Annotated in this window: 18 protein-coding genes; 13 read left to right on the top strand and 5 right to left on the bottom strand. The window is 71.8% G+C overall.

What is annotated here, in order from left to right:
- Positions 1-78 precede the first annotated feature (78 nt).
- Positions 79-849: a hypothetical protein gene (locus tag ACGFR7_RS04940; RefSeq protein ID WP_393313041.1), complete on the top strand. Its 771-nt coding sequence runs from the start codon at positions 79-81 to the stop codon at positions 847-849.
- 26 nt (positions 850-875) lie between these two features.
- On the top strand, positions 876-1,577 hold the full coding sequence (locus tag ACGFR7_RS04935) for a hypothetical protein (RefSeq protein ID WP_393313038.1): 702 nt from the start codon (positions 876-878) through the stop codon (positions 1,575-1,577).
- Between the two features lie 110 nt (positions 1,578-1,687).
- Here the strand turns inward: ACGFR7_RS04935 and ACGFR7_RS04930 are convergent, their stop codons facing one another.
- A complete protein-coding gene (locus tag ACGFR7_RS04930) occupies positions 1,688-2,089 on the bottom strand; it encodes a hypothetical protein (RefSeq protein WP_393313036.1) in 402 nt (133 codons plus the stop codon).
- Positions 2,090-2,365: 276 nt separating this feature from the next.
- Between ACGFR7_RS04930 and ACGFR7_RS04925 the strand changes: the two genes are divergently transcribed.
- Positions 2,366-2,956 carry an ATP-binding protein gene (locus tag ACGFR7_RS04925; protein ID WP_393314171.1) on the top strand — a complete coding sequence of 197 codons (591 nt, stop codon included), beginning with the start codon at positions 2,366-2,368 and terminating at the stop codon, positions 2,954-2,956.
- 319 nt (positions 2,957-3,275) lie between these two features.
- Here ACGFR7_RS04925 and ACGFR7_RS04920 read toward each other — a convergent pair whose 3' ends face one another.
- Positions 3,276-4,079 carry a SigE family RNA polymerase sigma factor gene (locus ACGFR7_RS04920; protein ID WP_393313033.1) on the bottom strand — a complete coding sequence of 268 codons (804 nt, stop codon included), beginning with the start codon at positions 4,077-4,079 and terminating at the stop codon, positions 3,276-3,278.
- A 234-nt stretch (positions 4,080-4,313) separates the two neighbouring features.
- On the opposite strand from ACGFR7_RS04920, the gene afsQ1 reads away from it, so the two are divergent.
- The 5 genes from afsQ1 to ACGFR7_RS04895 all read left to right on the top strand — a co-directional run bounded on the left by afsQ1 (position 4,314) and on the right by ACGFR7_RS04895 (position 8,540).
- Positions 4,314-4,991: a two-component system response regulator AfsQ1 gene (gene afsQ1, locus ACGFR7_RS04915; protein WP_026169550.1), complete on the top strand. Its 678-nt coding sequence runs from the start codon at positions 4,314-4,316 to the stop codon at positions 4,989-4,991.
- Positions 4,889-6,820: an ATP-binding protein gene (locus tag ACGFR7_RS04910; RefSeq protein ID WP_393313030.1), complete on the top strand. Its 1,932-nt coding sequence runs from the start codon at positions 4,889-4,891 to the stop codon at positions 6,818-6,820. Before afsQ1 ends, ACGFR7_RS04910 begins: the two co-directional genes overlap by 103 nt.
- Complete coding sequence (locus ACGFR7_RS04905) at positions 6,817-7,467, top strand: hypothetical protein (protein ID WP_393313027.1); 651 nt, start codon at positions 6,817-6,819, stop codon at positions 7,465-7,467. The genes ACGFR7_RS04910 and ACGFR7_RS04905 overlap by 4 nt, the downstream gene beginning before the upstream one ends.
- A gap of 263 nt (positions 7,468-7,730) precedes the next feature.
- Positions 7,731-8,285 (top strand): VanZ family protein, encoded by a 555-nt coding sequence (locus ACGFR7_RS04900; protein ID WP_393313025.1) that lies wholly within the window; start codon positions 7,731-7,733, stop codon positions 8,283-8,285.
- A gap of 45 nt (positions 8,286-8,330) precedes the next feature.
- Entirely contained in the window at positions 8,331-8,540 is a 210-nt protein-coding gene (locus ACGFR7_RS04895) for a PspC domain-containing protein (protein WP_030087060.1), read from the top strand.
- A gap of 270 nt (positions 8,541-8,810) precedes the next feature.
- Here ACGFR7_RS04895 and ACGFR7_RS04890 read toward each other — a convergent pair whose 3' ends face one another.
- Positions 8,811-9,089: a hypothetical protein gene (locus ACGFR7_RS04890; RefSeq protein ID WP_393313022.1), complete on the bottom strand. Its 279-nt coding sequence runs from the start codon at positions 9,087-9,089 to the stop codon at positions 8,811-8,813.
- 142 nt (positions 9,090-9,231) lie between these two features.
- The gene (locus ACGFR7_RS04885) at positions 9,232-10,392 is read right to left on the bottom strand and encodes an adenosine deaminase (protein WP_393313019.1); all 1,161 of its coding nucleotides are present in this window, start codon (positions 10,390-10,392) and stop codon (positions 9,232-9,234) included.
- Between the two features lie 103 nt (positions 10,393-10,495).
- Here ACGFR7_RS04885 and ACGFR7_RS04880 point away from each other — a divergent pair, with 103 nt between their 5' ends.
- From ACGFR7_RS04880 to ACGFR7_RS04870, 3 genes are all read left to right on the top strand, one after another.
- Entirely contained in the window at positions 10,496-11,314 is an 819-nt protein-coding gene (locus ACGFR7_RS04880) for an alpha/beta hydrolase (protein WP_393313016.1), read from the top strand.
- Between the two features lie 271 nt (positions 11,315-11,585).
- The gene (locus ACGFR7_RS04875) at positions 11,586-11,792 is read left to right on the top strand and encodes a hypothetical protein (protein WP_393313013.1); all 207 of its coding nucleotides are present in this window, start codon (positions 11,586-11,588) and stop codon (positions 11,790-11,792) included.
- On the top strand, positions 11,783-12,067 hold the full coding sequence (locus ACGFR7_RS04870; RefSeq protein WP_393313010.1) for a hypothetical protein: 285 nt from the start codon (positions 11,783-11,785) through the stop codon (positions 12,065-12,067). The genes ACGFR7_RS04875 and ACGFR7_RS04870 overlap by 10 nt, the downstream gene beginning before the upstream one ends.
- 214 nt (positions 12,068-12,281) lie before the next feature.
- Here ACGFR7_RS04870 and ACGFR7_RS04865 read toward each other — a convergent pair whose 3' ends face one another.
- Entirely contained in the window at positions 12,282-13,298 is a 1,017-nt protein-coding gene (locus ACGFR7_RS04865) for a LysR substrate-binding domain-containing protein (protein WP_393313007.1), read from the bottom strand.
- A gap of 62 nt (positions 13,299-13,360) precedes the next feature.
- On the opposite strand from ACGFR7_RS04865, the gene ACGFR7_RS04860 reads away from it, so the two are divergent.
- Positions 13,361-14,680, top strand: coding sequence for an MFS transporter (locus ACGFR7_RS04860; protein ID WP_393313004.1), 1,320 nt, complete (start codon positions 13,361-13,363; stop codon positions 14,678-14,680).
- Positions 14,681-14,856: 176 nt separating this feature from the next.
- Positions 14,857-15,423, top strand: coding sequence for a TetR/AcrR family transcriptional regulator (locus ACGFR7_RS04855; protein ID WP_393313001.1), 567 nt, complete (start codon positions 14,857-14,859; stop codon positions 15,421-15,423).
- The last annotated feature ends 126 nt before the right edge of the window (positions 15,424-15,549 follow it).

The raw sequence follows: 15,549 nt of genomic DNA, 5'->3' as shown, positions 1-15,549 counted from the left end.
CGGCCGTCGCCCGGCAACCCCGCGATCCCGACGCCCCGTTCGGCCGAGCCCCCACCCCCACGAGAGGAGCGGCACCGGATGAAGCCGTTTTACCGCGACTGTTTCCCCCCTTTCCTCCAGCCGGGGGAAAGGCTGATCATCGCCTCGGACTACTGCCACAATGCGGCGCTGCCCTTCGTCCCTGCCGGGCTGCGCACCCCGCGCACTTCGTCCCCTCTCGAACAGCGGGTGCGGGGCGCGCTGGGGAAGGCTCTGGGCAAGGTGACGAAGCCGCTGGGCCCGGCGGTCAACAACCGACTGGCGAACAATCCCGTGACGCGGGCCGTCAGCGGGTCCGCCGACAACAGCGCGCCGCGGCCCGTCGGCGGAGAGGGCGAAACCGTCGCCACGTATGCCGCCGGAGACTTCGGCGGCAACGGCGGGAGGCGGCCGGACCGCGATCTCAGCGAGGCGGTGTTCGAAGTTCAGGAGACGATCGAGGACGCCGTGGCCGACGCCGTCGAGCACATGCTGTACGGCAAACCCATGGAGGGCGGCTGGTCGAGCATGGCCGGGCGTTTTCTGGTCGATCTGACGAACGCGGGCGACGAGCCCAGATTTCAGGCGCTGACCGACCGCCGGCTGATCGTGCTCGTGAACCGCAACAAGAGCTGGCTGGACGGCACCCCGAAGTGTGATCTCGGGGTGACGGTGCCCCGTACGAACATCGCCCGGGTCACCGCGCGTTCGAGGGCCGTCACCAAGGGGCGGTTCGATGTCACCTTCGTCGACGGTTCGTGGATCGCTCTGGGCAGTCTGCACCGCGAGAATATGGAGGGCGTTGTCGCCGCCTTCCACCAGGGCGTCTGATCACATGTTCCAAGGAAGCTGACCGCGTGCCGAAGATGGACCATGCAACGCCCTGCCGCCGGTTCCTGCACCCCGGCGAGATGCTGTGGGAGGCCCGGGAGTACCAGATGTACCCGGACCTCCCGTTCCTCCCCGCCCACCTGCGCGCCCCACGGAAGCGGTCGGCGCCGCGCGCGAAGGGGCTCCTCGGGGCGCTGAGCACTGTCCTCGACAAGGCGACGCAGCCCTCCGGCGGGGCGGCCGCCCCCAGCCGTCCGGCCGGCGGCCGGCTGCTCGACAACGGGCTGGTCAACCACCGGCTGACGCGCGCGGCAGGCACTATCGCGGAGAGCCTGAACGAGGCCCAGGAGAACATCGAGGACGCCCTCGACGACGCCACCGAGCGGATGATGTACGGCAAGCCCATGGAGGGCAGCTGGACCAGCATGGCCGGCCGGTTCCTCGTCCAGGTCACCAACGCGGGTGGCTCGCCCCGGCATCAGGCGCTCACCGACCGGCGGCTGTTCGTGCTGACGGACCAGGCCACCGGGTGGCGGGAGCGCGAGCCCGAGCTGGAAGTCGCCGCCCAGGTACAGCTCTCGAACATCGCGGAGCTGCGGCCCAGGCCGCGCACGACGTTCCCCCGCGGCCGCTTCGACCTGGTCTTCGTCGACGGCTCGTGGCTGGCGCTGTGCTGTGCGTTCCAGGAGGACATGCAGGCGATGGTCACGGCCTTCCACGGGCGCTGAGCACCGCGGCGGGCGCAACCGGCCCGGCGGCGGCGCAACCATCTCGGCGGCGGACGCAACCGGCACGGGCGGCGGGCGCAACCGGCAGCACCCGCCGCCCGCACCGCCCCTCAGCCCGGCAGCACCCTCGTCAACGTCCCCACCAGCGGCAGGTCCCTGAGCGCGCCGCCGTTCGAGAGGGCGCCGGTCAGCAACGTCGTGCTCACCGGCTTGAAGTCGGCGATCTGGGTGCTGACGGCGTTGGCCAGTGGGTCCACGGGGGTCTTGGCCAGCGGGTTCACCTGAAGGTTCTTGACCGTGCCGAGGCCGCCGGCCGCGGAGTTCAGCAGTGCGCCGGTCAGCGCCGAGGCGGCGGCACCGGTGTCTGAGGGGCGTTCCGCGGCCGCGGGCGCGGCGGACGCCGTGGCCGCACCACCCGCCGCGATCGCGGCACCGGCCGCGGAGATCACCAGCCCCGCCCGCAGCAGAGTGCGCGGAATACGGCTGGACTTGAGACGTGCATGGGAGGGCATGGGCACCTGCCTGGGGATTCGGAGGGGTCGAAGCGCTGCGCGAGCGAGAGTGGCCTGGTAATCGATTGACTCCGTAGAGTAGTTGAGGCCGGGGAGCCGATCCACCTCGCGCGCCAGGGGTACCCCACACGGCCCCATACGCGACAATGGGTGCCCGTGAGCTCCCACTCCCGCACCCAGCCGCCGCCCTCCCTCGCGCTCTCGGCCCCTCCCCCGCGCTCGGCTCCGCCCGAGCGGGAAGGCCCCCATGAGCAGGGAGGCACCCGCGCCCGGGTCATTTTGCTGACCGGCCCCTCGGGCTCCGGCAAGACCTCCCTGGCCGCGCGCAGCGGACTGCCCGTCCTCCGTCTCGACGACTTCTACAAGGAGGGGACGGACCCGACGCTGCCGCAGCTGCCCGACGGCGGCGGCGCCGACTGGGACGCGCCGCTGTCCTGGGACGCCCCCGCCGCGGTCGCGGCCATCGACGCGCTGTGCCGTTCGGGGCGCACCGACGTTCCGGTCTACGACATCGCGACCAGCGCCCGGGTCGGCGTGTCGGGGCTCGACCTCGGCGGCGCCCCGCTGTTCATCGCGGAGGGCATCTTCGCCGCCGATGTCATCGCGGACTGCCGTGCGGCGGGGCTGCTGGCCGACGCGCTGTGCCTGCGCGGCCGCCCCGGCACCACCTTCCGCCGCCGGCTGGCGCGGGATCTGCGCGAGGGCCGCAAGTCGGCCCCCTACCTCGTCCGCCGGGGACTGCGCCTGCTGCGCAACGAGCGGTCCGTCGTCGCCCGGCACACCGCGCTGGGCGCGCACCCCTGCGCCAAGCCGGAGGCCCTGGCCCGCATATCGGCGGCGCGGTCGGCGGACGTGGTGGACGCGTAGCGCAAGGCCGGTCGCTGCCGGTCGCTGCCGGGCCCGCAACGGGGGCGGGGCCTCACCGGGGGCGGGGCCTCACCGGGGGCGGGGCCTCACCGGGGGCCGGCCCGCACACGCGAAGAAGCGGGCTCGGGCAGACCCCCCGGCCACCCGAACCCGCTCCCTCTTTCCCCGTGCCCCCGTACTTTCCCCCGTATCCCCTGCATTCCCCTGATACGACCGGCTTGTTCGGATCTACTCCGTCCCTGCCGGTTTCCCCCGTATCCCCTTTGCCCCCTCGGGCATTCCCCCGGTTCCCCCGATCCCCCTCGGGCTCCCCCGGCCCTCAGGCCACCAGCTCGCCGAAGGACTCTTCCTGGTCACGGCCGAAGCTGAGGACCTCGTCCTCGCGCAGCCGGCGCAGGGCGCGCCAGATGCTCGACTTCACCGTGCCGACACTGATGTCGAGAATGTCCGCGATCTCCGGGTCCGTACGGCCCTCGTAGTAGCGCAGCACCAGCATCGTGCGCTGCGTCTCGGGCAGCCGGGCCAGCGCCTGCCACAGCACGGCGCGCAGCTCGGTGCCGCGCATCGCGTCCACGTCGGCCGCCGTCTCCGGCAGCTCCTCGGTCGGGTACTCGTTGAGCTTGCGCCGGCGCCAGGCGCTGATGTGCAGGTTCGTCATGGTGCGGCGCAGATAGCCGCCGAGCGCCGCCTTGTCGCTGATCCGGTCCCACGCCCGGTAGGTCGAGAACAGCGCACTCTGCAGCAGGTCCTCGGCCTCGTAGCGGTCGCCGGTCAGGTGGTAGGCGGTGGCGTACAGGGAGGCGCGGCGCTCCTGGACGTAGGCGGTGAAGGCCGCTTCGGCCTCTGCCGTCTCCGACGCGGAGCGCCGTTCCCCCGTGTCCTCCCTGTACTCCGTTCCCCCGTTGTTTCCCCCGTGGGCGGCATTACCCCCGTGCCCCCGGTTTTCCCCGTCGGCCGCGACCGGCGTGACCGTCGTGGCGTCGATGGCCACCATGTACGGCGGCCGCTGGCGCCCGATGCTGCGGGTGCACACCCGTCCGGCACCGGACTTCTCGCCGGTCCTGACGACGTCATGGAGCCGCGTGATAACTGCGCTGGTAGTGGTGCCGTGCAGTGTGTTCATCTCGCGCCCCCCGTCGTAGAGCCAGCTCGTTCGGTTCGTTCGTGCTGTTCGGGTGTTGATCTCTCCCGATGCCCCAAAGACTGCCAACCCAGTTTCATCGCGTTGTCCGCCGACTGTCACAGGCCTGTCACAGGGGCTGGTGCGGCGCGTCGCGGACGCCGCACGGGTGCGGGCCTTGTGTACGAGAGCGCCACTGGTCGATCTCCAGGCGTCCCATGGGCCAGAATGGCTGACGTGCCTTTCCTGTTGCTGATCGAGGACGACGACGCCATCCGCACGGCCCTCGAACTCTCGCTGTCGCGCCAGGGTCACCGTGTGGTGACCGCGGCGACGGGCGAGGACGGCCTGAAGCTGCTGCGCGAGCAGCGCCCGGACCTGATCGTGCTGGATGTGATGCTGCCGGGCATCGACGGTTTCGAGGTGTGCCGGCGGATCAGGCGTACGGACCAGCTGCCCATCATCCTGCTCACCGCGCGTAACGACGATATCGATGTCGTGGTGGGCCTGGAGTCCGGCGCCGACGACTATGTCGTCAAACCGGTGCAGGGAAGGGTGCTGGACGCCCGGATCCGGGCCGTACTGCGCCGTGGCGAGCGCGAGTCCAGTGACTCCGCGACGTTCGGCTCGCTGGTGATCGACCGGTCGGCGATGACGGTGACCAAGAACGGCGAGGACCTGCAACTGACGCCGACCGAGCTGCGGTTGCTGCTGGAGCTGAGCCGCCGGCCCGGCCAGGCGCTGTCCCGGCAGCAGTTGTTGCGGCTGGTGTGGGAGCACGACTACCTGGGCGACTCGCGCCTGGTGGACGCGTGTGTACAGCGGCTGCGCGCGAAGGTGGAAGACGTACCGTCCTCCCCGACCCTGATCCGTACGGTCCGCGGCGTCGGCTACCGGCTGGACTCGCCGCAGTGAGCAAGCGTTCGACGGGCGGTGCGACGACGCAGGACGGTGCGGGCGACGGGGCCGGCGGCGCCGGTGCGCCCGCGGCCGGCCGGCGGGTGCTGCGGATGCTCGGCCGTCCCTCGGGGCTGCTGCGCTGGACCAGCCTGCGGCTGCGGCTGGTCGTGGTCTTTGCGCTGGTGGCGTTGACCGCCGCGGTCTCCGCCTCGGGCATCGCGTACTGGCTCAACCGCAACACCGTTCTGGACCGCACGCAAAACGCCGTCCTCAAGGACTTCCGCAAGGCGCTGGAGGACAACACGCGGTCGCTGCCGCTCCATCCGCGCTGCGCCGAACTGCAGGATGCCGCCCGGCAGATGGCGGCAGGGCCGCAGAACTACACGGTGCTGCTGATAGGCGTGGACCGCGAGGGCAAGGACTGCGCGGCCACCACGGCCAAGGACCTGCTGACGCTCAAGAACGTGCCCGTACAGCTGCGCCACGCGGTCAACGAGGTGCGTCCGGTCGATGAGTCCAACCGGTACGCGCACCATCTCTACTGGCAGCGCAAGCAGGTCGAGGACACGCCCTACCTCGTCGCCGGGGCGAAGGTGATCGGCGGCGGGCCCACCGGCTACATGATGAAGTCCCTGGCCGCCGAGCGGCAGGACCTCACCTCACTGGCCTGGTCGCTGGGTATCGCCACGGCGCTCGCGCTGGTCGGCTCGGCGCTGCTGGCGCAGGCCGCGGCGACGACGGTGCTGCGCCCCGTACAGCGGCTGGGGCATGCCGCGCGGCAGCTCGGCGAGGGGCGGCTGGACACCCGGCTGCGGGTGACCGGCACGGATGAACTCGCCGACCTCTCCCGGACGTTCAACCGTACGGCGGAGCGTCTGGAGCACCGGGTCGAGGAGCTGAGCGGGCGCGAGGCGGCGTCCCGGCGGTTCGTCGCCGATATGTCACACGAGCTGCGGACCCCGCTGACCGCGATCACCGCCGTCAGCGAGGTGCTGGAGGAGGAGGCCGACTCCCTCGACCCGATGATCGCGCCCGCCGTGCAGCTGGTGGTCAGCGAGACCCGGCGGCTCAACGACCTCGTGGAGAACCTGATGGAGGTCACCCGCTTCGACGCGGGCACGGCCCGTCTCGTGCTGGACGACGTCGATGTCGCGGACCAGGTGACCGCCTGTATCGACGCCCGGGCCTGGCTGGACGCGGTCGAACTGGACGCGGACCGCGGCATCGTGGCCCGGCTGGACCCGCGGCGGCTCGATGTGATCCTGGCGAATCTGATCGGCAACGCCCTCAAGCACGGTGGTTCGCCGGTGCGGGTCTCGGTCAGCACGGAAGGCCCGGCGAGCGACGGCGGGGGCCGGACGGGCAGCACGGCCGTCTCCGCCGGCGGCGGTGCGGGCGGTTCCGGCGGTGCGGGCGGTCCAGGCGGTTCAGGCGGTTCAGGCGGTGCGGCCGAGGATGCGGCCGGCGGGCGGGCGGCCGGTGGAGAGGGCGGCGGGCCGGAGCGGTCCGCAAAGGCGTCGGGCGAGGGGCGGCCCGGGAGCGGGAAGCTGGTGATCCGTGTCCGGGATCACGGGCCCGGCATCCCGGAGGAAGTCCTCCCGCACGTCTTCGACCGCTTCTACAAGGCGAGCGCCTCCCGGCCGCGGTCGGAGGGCAGCGGTCTGGGCCTCTCGATCGCGCTGGAGAACGCGCATATCCACGGCGGAGAGATCACCGCGGCCAACCTCCCCGAGGGCGGCGCGGTCTTCACCCTGCGACTGCCGATGGACGCCTCCCCTCTGGCGGACGACGACCGGCGGAACGACGACACGGCCGACGACGAGGGCACGGAGGACGGGCGATGAGGCCGGGCAGGCGGACCGGACGGCGCACCGCCGCCGTGGTGGCACTCGCGCTCGCGGTCGCGGGCTGCGGGATCCGGGGCACGTCCGTACCGGTCGACGCGGGCGGCGCGCCCTCACGGGTGAGCTGCAAGGCCCCGGCGAGCCCGGCACACTCGGCCTCGGCGTCGGCGGGCACGGACGCGGGCACGGAAGCGGGTCCGGGCTCGCGGGCGATCGTGTATCTGGTGTGCGGCTCGGCGCTGGCGCAGGTCGAGCGTGCGGTGCCTCCGTCCAAGGCCGACGACCCGCGGCTGCCGACCGCCCGGGCACTGCTCCACGAGCTGCAGCGCGAGCCGTCGGCGGACGAGGAGAAGGCCGGTTTCAGCAGCGCACTGCCCCGGGACGTCAAGGTCACGGGGCCGCGCGAGGGCGACCCCGCGGATGCGCTGCGGCTGAGCCTGCGGCCGGACGATCTGCCGTCGTTCGCGCTGGCGCAGCTGGTGTGCACCTACGGCGCGAGCCCGGCGCTGGGCCGCACCCATGCAGCCGTGCTGGGCGGGCCGGGCGACGATACGGCGCACCGTTACGACTGCTCCGCGGACGTGCTGGCCAATCCGGACATCGCGGAGAACGCCGGGTGGGGCGACCCCCTGTCGGAAGAGGGATGACCGCTGCGGGAGGAACGGCGGCCCGGCTCCGGGAGAGGGATGACCTCTGCCGGAAGAGGGATGCCCCGGCGCCGGCAGAGGGGTGACCGGTCGCCGGGAGAGGGTGACCCGCCGCCGGGAGTAAAGCGCCCTCTCGCCGGGAGAGAAGAGGGAAAAGACGGGGCGCCACGACGGGCTGACGCCGCTGACACGGCCGACGGGGCGGCTCAAGCCGGGCGCAACTGGGCGGAACCGCAGCCACCACTCCCGGCGTCCTGGCCTGTGTGCAGCCTCATGGCCCCGGCACCACCGCCGCTCCCCGTATGCGCGTCACCGGACTTCTCCTCCTCGTGGCGCATTTGTCGACCGTCGCCTGGCTGACACTGCGTTCCCGTACGGTGCCGTGGGTGCCGGCCGCGAATCTCGAACCACTGGCGACGATCCGGACCGAGCTGGCGCACGGCTGGTCGTGGGACGTCGTCCAGCATCTGGGCGGCTCGGTGCTGCTGCTGGCGCCCCTGGGGGTGCTGCTGCCCCTCTCCGCGGGCCGCCTGAACGTTTCGCCACTGGTGTCCCTGACCCGTACCGCCTTCGCCGGAGCGATGATCGCGCTGGCCATCGAGCTGCTGCAGTCAGGGGTGCCCGGCCGGGTCCCGGACATCGACTCGGTGCTGCTGGGCACCCTCGGGGTGGCCGTGGTGCACCTGGCGGTCGTCCCCGGGGCGCGCTGCCGGCTGCGGCGCCGCTACGGGCATCTCGGGGACGCAACCCCGACGATCCCCAGGGTCGGACCGGCCCCGAAGGCTGATGCTCTCTCCGGCGGCCGGACCTACCTTTGAGACATCGGGGCAAACGCCCCGCAGAGTCGAAAAGGAGTCGTCCTCATGGCCGCCGCACTGGTCCGCCCCCGCAACAACCGAATGATCGCCGGAGTGTGCGCGGGCCTGGCCCGTCGCTTCGGTACGACCCCGACAACGATGCGCGTGCTCTTCGTGGTGTCGTGTCTGCTTCCCGGCCCGCAGTTCCTGCTCTACCTCGCGCTGTGGATACTCCTGCCCTCGGAGGAGAAGGCCACCGGCGCCGCCGCCTGGTGACGCGCCCGTCCGGCCCGCGGCCGCCCGGCGTGCACCGCTGATCCGGTGCGCCGCCCCGCGGCCGGGTCCCCCGGCCGCACATACAAGGTGCCCCAGCCGCACATCCACGGTGCCCCGGCAGCACATCACGCGTCCCGGCAGCACATCACGTGCCCCGGCCGCACATCACGTGCCCCGGCCGCACATGACGGTGCCCCGGCCGTACGCACAGGGCGTACGGCCGGGGCACGGCGCGGCACCCGCCCCCCAGGGGCCGGGCCGCGTCCGGCGTCAGCCGCCGAGGAGGCTGCCGGGCTGCAGGCCGCCCAGCAGCTTGTTGCCCTGGGAGTTCATCTTGGTCTTGACGTTCTTGACGTTCTTGCCGGCCGGCTTGGCCTTGGTGAGACCGGAGACGGTCTTGGCGGCGTCCTTCACCGGCAGGCTCTTCAGCACCCCGGTCGTGTCGGAGGTGCCGATCGCCGGGGCGGCGCCGGCGACGCCCGCGGCGGTGACGGCGAAGGCGGCACCGAGCGCGACGGTACCGAGAGTCTTGATGGTTCCCTGCTTCATCGAATTACGTCCTCGTGATGGGGGCTTGACCGGCCAATCAACCTAGTGATGCGGCAACCGGCGCCGCAAACAGCCACGAGGGAAGGAAAAACGGCCGGTGGACATTCCACCGGCCGTTGCGCTATAAGCTCGCGCTACCTACTCACGCAGAGCCAGAAGCACTGTTCACAGGGGCAGTTGACTCCTGCGGACGGAACAGCCATTCGGCTCGCAATTCCGCGTACCCGGGCTTGATGACGTCATTGATCATGCCCAGACGTTCATCGAAAGGAATGAACGCTGATTTCATCGCATTGACTGTAAACCACTGCATGTCATCGAGCGTGTATCGGAAGGTCTTGACCAGGTGCTCGAATTCCCGGGACATGTTCGTGCCGCTCATCAGCCGGTTGTCGGTGTTGACCGTCAGCCGGAACTGCAGTCGGCGCAGCAGGCCGATGGGGTGCTCCGCATAGGAGGGGGCGGCCCCGGTCTGCAGGTTGGAGCTCGGGCACATCTCCAGCGGGATGCGCTTGTCCCGTACGTACGAGGCGAGCCGGCCGAGCTTGACCGAGCCGTCGTCGGCGACCTCGATGTCGTCGATGATCCGGACACCGTGGCCGAGGCGGTCGGCGCCGCACCACTGCAGGGCCTGCCAGATGGACGGCAGGCCGAAGGCCTCGCCGGCGTGGATGGTGAAGTGGTTGTTCTCCCGCTTGAGGTACTCGAACGCGTCGAGGTGGCGGGTGGGCGGGTAGCCGGCCTCCGCGCCCGCGATGTCGAAGCCGACGACGCCGGTGTCCCGGTAGCGGTTGGCGAGTTCGGCGATCTCCAGGGCGCGGGCGGCGTGCCGCATCGCGGTGAGCAGGGCGCCGACGCGGATGCGGTGGCCCTTCTCGCGGGCCCGCCGCTCGCCCTCGCGGAAGCCCTCGTTGACCGCCTCGACGACCTCTTCGAGGGTCAGCCCCTGTTCGAGGTGCTGCTCGGGCGCGTACCTGACCTCGGCATAGACCACACCGTCCGCGGCAAGGTCCTCGGCGCACTCGGCGGCCACCCGGGCCAGTGCGTCACGGGTCTGCATGACGGCGCAGGTGTGCGCGAAGGTCTCCAGGTAGCGCTCGAGCGAGCCGGAGTCGGCGGCCTCACGGAACCAGACCCCGAGCTTCTCCGGGTCGGTCTCGGGCAGACCCTCGTAGCCGGACTCACGGGCCAGGTCGACGATCGTGGCCGGCCGGAGCCCGCCGTCGAGATGGTCGTGGAGCAGCACCTTGGGGGCGCGGAGGATCTGTTCACTGGTCGGGAGTGTGGTGGTCTCGCTCGTCATCTCGGCACTCTAGCCCCTACGCGCGTAGATCTCATCGAACGATACGTAACAGTGACCCGTCCACGGGGTGGCGGGCGCGCCACCTTCTGCCATCGTTCTGCACATGGCTCAGCAAGCACTGCCGGTGCGCGAGGCCCGGCTGGGAAAACCGCTGGGAACGGCCGGCAAGGAAGGGGCGCGCGAGGCGTTCCGGTGGCGGGGTGGCGGCGGTCGGGGCACCGGCCGGGAGGTGAGCGGGGTCGCTCTTTTACTGCCCGGAGGCGGACCGACCGGGGTGCGGCGTCCGTCGCCGGTGCCGGCGCTGGCGGTGCGTCCCCTGGCTGCCCGGCTGGCGAAGGCAGGGCGACCCGAGGGTCTGACGGCCCATGTCGTGCGCTACCGCTGCAGCGGCTGGAACGGAGCCGACGCCCACCCGGCACGGGATGCCACCTGGGCCCTGGACGAGGTGGTCCGCCGCTACGGCGACGTCCCGGTCTGCCTCGTCGGCACGGGCATGGGCGCCCGCGCCGCCCTGCACGCCGCGGGCCACCCGGCCGTCAACTCCGTGATGGCGCTGGCCCCTTGGCTGCCCGACCCCGGCCAGAGCGACGAGCGGCCCGATCCCGTGAAGCAGCTCATCGGCCGCCAGGTCCTGCTGGTCCACGGCACCAACGACGAACGCACCGACCCCGATCTGTCCTACCGCTACGCCGAGCGCGCCAAGAAGGTCAACCGCGACACCTGCCGTTTCGAGGTGCACTCCGACGGCCACTCCCTGCACCAGCACCGCGCCGAAGTCCTCTCCCTGGCGGCCGACTTCATGCTCGGCTCACTCTTCGCCCGGGACTACGCCCGCCCCGTGAAGGACGCCCTGGCCGCACCACCCCCGCTGGGCCTGCGCATGCCACTGGCCGCGGGCTTCGGAGCGTCGCTACGGCACTGAGGCACCGAGACGCCGAGACGCTGAGACACCGAGACGCCCAGGTGTCTCGGTGCCGCGACTCCGAGACACCTCGGGGCAATATGGAGCGATATGCGGGTGTTCTCCTGGCTTCAAGCCGAGCCAGAGGGCACCTGGGCGGCCGGTGCCCTCCTCGGGAACCGTGGCTCCCCGTCGCTCTCTTGGCACTGAGGCGGCCCGCGACGGCGGCCGCTGACCTTTGCCGGGCCGGCCTCCTTCACCTCAACCAAACTTCAGGTAGAAGCCTGGGGGCATGGAAAGCGACACCACCGCCCCTCTCGGCACCCTCCCTTCGCCCATGGGGTTGTCCGGTCCGCAGCACCCCGGCGTCGACCTGCTGTCCGATGCCACGCTCGATGAGCTGGCCGGGAAGCTTGCCGCCGCGGCAACGATCGTCGGCATCGGGGAGCGCTCGCCGGGGCCGGCCAAGACGACGGCGTCCTGGCACGGATGCGTCTGATCGTGGACTTCCATGAACACAGCGTCGCCGGGCGGGGCACCTTCGCGGGCGACGCCACGGTAGGGGCGGACGCCATCAGCGACCACCAGCGCCGGACCGGTCTGCGGGTGGTCTATTGGGACGGGATCGCCCACACTTGCGCGGCCGGGGTGACCAGCGGGCCGGCGCCCCACCATGGTCCGCAGCCCAGTATCGGCAGCCTTCTGCGCAAGCGTTACGGCACGCAGTACGTCTCCGTGGCGATCGGTTTCAGCGGCCCCCCGGCACCGGCCTGACATCCCAACGACGGATCGGGGCGCGGGCGGACCTCAGGTGCGGACGTCAGGTGCGGACGTCAGGGGCAGACGTCAGGGGCAGACGTCGCGGGCAGACGTCAGGGGCAGACGTCGCGGGCGGGACGTCACGGGCAGACATCGTGTGCAGACACCGGAGCCGGGTCTGCGAGGTCGGCAGGAGGGGGCGCACCCGTGCCGCTTCCCTGCGCGCCCCTCACCTCGGCAACAGCTTCCCCCGCCGGCTCAGCAGGAACTTCTTGAATGCGGCGACCGGCGGGGTGTCGGGATGCCCGTCCAGCCAGGCGACGCCGATCTCGCGGACCGCGCGCGGGGCCGTCACCGTCAGCTCGGCGACTCCGGGGCGCGGTACGGCGGGCGGCGGCAGCAGCGCCACGCCGAGGCCTGCCGCGACCAGTCCGCGCAGCGTCTCGGCCTCCTCCCCCTCGAACGCGATCCGCGGGGTGAAGCCCGCCTCGGCACACAGCGCGTCGGTGATCCGGCGCAGCCCGTAGCCGGGTTCGAGGGTGACGAACAGCTCGCCGGAGGTCTCGGCGAGCCGGACCCGCTTCCGGCCGGCCAGCGCATGATCGTCCGGGACGACCAGGCGCAGCTTCTGCTCGTCGAGCCGGCGGGCGACCAGGTCCGGGTAGTCCGGGACCGGCGAGGTCAGGCACAGATCGAGGTCGCCGGCGCGCATCCGCTCGATCATGGCCTCGCCGTAGTTCTGGACGAGTTGGAAGCGGACGCGCGGATGGTCGGCACGGAAGCTGCGGATCAGGCCGGGCACGGTCTCCGAGCCGAGGGTGTGCAGGAAGCCGAAGGCCACCTTCCCGGCGGCGGGGTCGACATCGGCCCGTACGGACTCCGTGGCCCGCTCCAGATCCGTCAACGCGCGCTCGGTGGAGGCGAGAAAGGCCCGGCCGGCCGGTGTGAGGGAGAGGGTGCGGCCATGGCGTGCGAAGAGAGCGACGCCGAGGTCGTCCTCCAGGCGGACGAGAGCGCGGCTGAGCGTCGGCTGCGGCATGCCGAGCTCCAGCGCGGCACGGGTGACGTGTTCGTGCCGGGCGACGGCGGTGAACTGGGCGAGCCGCGGGGCGAGGACCACTGCCCAGGAATCGCCCCCGAGCTCGGCGGCCTCCCCCGCATCCGCACCGGTCCACGGTGCTCCGGCAACATCTTTTCTGTTGCGACCTTGCAACAGCGGCCCTTGCGAGCTGGGATCATGTGTCACAGCATCGATTATGGCGTTTCTATGCATTGGACGCATGAAACGCGGCGGCCTACCTTCGAAGCATGCCCTCCGCTGATACCGGGGCGTCCGTCACCGACCGTGCGGCCGCCTCTCCCTCGTCGTCCACTGGCACTTCTCCTTCCGCCGCCGCCCCCGACCCCGAGTCGGACAAGCTGCGGCCGGGCGGCCCCGGCTACCGCCGGATGAGCTTTGCCCTCTTCGCCGCCGGAGTGGCGACCTTCGCCCTCCTCTACTCCACGCAGGCGCTGCTGCCCGCGATCTCCACCGACCTCGGGGTCAGCCCGGACCAGGCGAGCTGGACCGTGTCCGCGGCCACCTTCGGCCTGGCGCTCGGAGTGATCCCGCTGAGCGCGGTCTCCGAGCGATTCGGCCGGCGCACGCTCATGACGGTGTCCCTCTCCGTCGCCGCGCTGATCGCCATGCTGGTGCCGTTCGCCCCGTCGCTCGGTGCGCTGATCGCGCTGCGCGGCATCCAGGGTGTGGCGCTGGCCGGACTGCCGGCGTCGGCGATGGCCTTCCTGGCGGAGGAGGTACGCGCCAAGGCGCTGGTGGCGGCCATCGGACTGTTCGTGGCGGGCAACAGCATCGGCGGGATGTCCGGCCGGATCGTGACCGGCTGGGTCGCCCAGGCATGGGGCTGGCGGGCGGCGCTGGCCGCGGTGGGTGTGCTGGCCGTGGTGTGTGCGGTGACGTTCCGGCTGCTGGTCCCCAAGGCCCGGCATTTCGCGCCCCGTTCGGTGGGCCCGCGGGCGCTGGCCCGTACGCTCGGCGGCCACCTGGCCGATCCGCTGCTGCGCCGCCTCTACGCCATCGGCGGGCTGTTCATGACGGTCTTCGGCGCGGTCTACACGGTCATCGGCTACCGCCTGGTCTCCGAGCCGTTCAACCTCCCGCAGGGCATCGTCGGCTCGATCTTCGTGATCTACCTGGTCGGTACGGTCTCCTCGGCCGCGGCCGGCAAGCTGGTCGCCCGCACGGGCCGCCGCGGCGCCCTCTACCTGGCCGTCGGCACCACCTCCACGGGTCTGCTGCTCTCCCTTTCCGACTCCGTCTACGCGGTGCTGGCGGGCCTGGTCCTGATCACCGCGGGCTTCTTCGCGGGCCATGCGGTCGCCTCGTCCTCGGTCAGCCGCACCGCCAAGACGGCGCGCGCCCAGGCGTCGGCGCTGTACCAGTGCGCGTACTACGTCGGCAGCAGCCTGGGCGGCGCCCTCGGTGCCGCCGCCTTCCACGCCGTCGGCTGGGAGGGCACCGTCCTCCTGGGCTTGGCCGCGATGGTCGGCGCCGCCTCGATCACCCTCTACGCCACCCGCAAGGCCGTGGCCGAACGCCGCCTCCTCCACCTGGAGAAGGCCGCGTAACACCCCGCAGACCGAAGGGCCCGTCCCACCACCTGTCCTGGTGGGGCGGGCCCTTCGTCCCTCTCCCTCAGCTCGTCCTTCTCCCTCAGCCGGCGGGGAACCGGCCGGCGCCTCCTCCTGGGGGGCCGTCGCCACCACTGCCCCACCACCGCCCCACCGGTGACACAATGACCGTCATGTCCAAGGCCCCCGGAACCCGGCAGAGCATCATCGACGCCGTCCTGCGCATCATCGGTGAGGACGGCATCGCCGGGGTCACCAACCGGCGGATCGCCAAGGAGGCCAAGGTCTCCCTCGGCTCGGTCACCTACCACTTCACGACCCAGCACGAGATGCTGCGGGAGAGCCTGCTGTACTTCGTCGCGGAGGAGACGCGGCGCTTCACCGAGCTCGCCGACCAGTGCCAGACCGACCAGATGGACATCGTTCGGGCCTCCGCCACCGTCGGTCAGGTCGCCGGGTGCGCGCGGACCGACAGCAGGTACATCGCACCCTTCGAGCTCTATGTCCAGGCCGGCCGCGACGAGCGGTTGCGCACCGCGGCCGCGGAGTGCTTCGCCGCATACGACCAGCTGGCCGCCCGGATCCTCACCGGTCTCGGCGTACCCGACGCCGAGCGGCTGGCGAGCACCACCGTCGCGCTGGTCTTCGGGCTGCAGCTGCGCAGCCTGGCCACCGGTGCGCCGGCCGAAGAACTCGTCGACGCCCTGCTCCTGCTGGCACGCGGGGCGCAGCACGCCTGACCCCCGGCACCACATCCGCGCCTCGGCATCGCACCTGCGCCTCGCCCGCGGCGGGCGGTGCCGTCGGAGCGTTCGCCGCGGGTGAGGCACCTGCCGGAGTCGCGCAGCGCCCGCAGCGCTCTGTGC

The sequence above is a fragment of the Streptomyces sp. NPDC048516 genome (genome assembly GCF_043199875.1).
GTDB lineage: Bacteria > Actinomycetota > Actinomycetes > Streptomycetales > Streptomycetaceae > Streptomyces.
The sequence above is the reverse complement of the archived record's forward strand: the minus strand, read 5'-3'. Positions and strand labels throughout refer to the sequence as shown.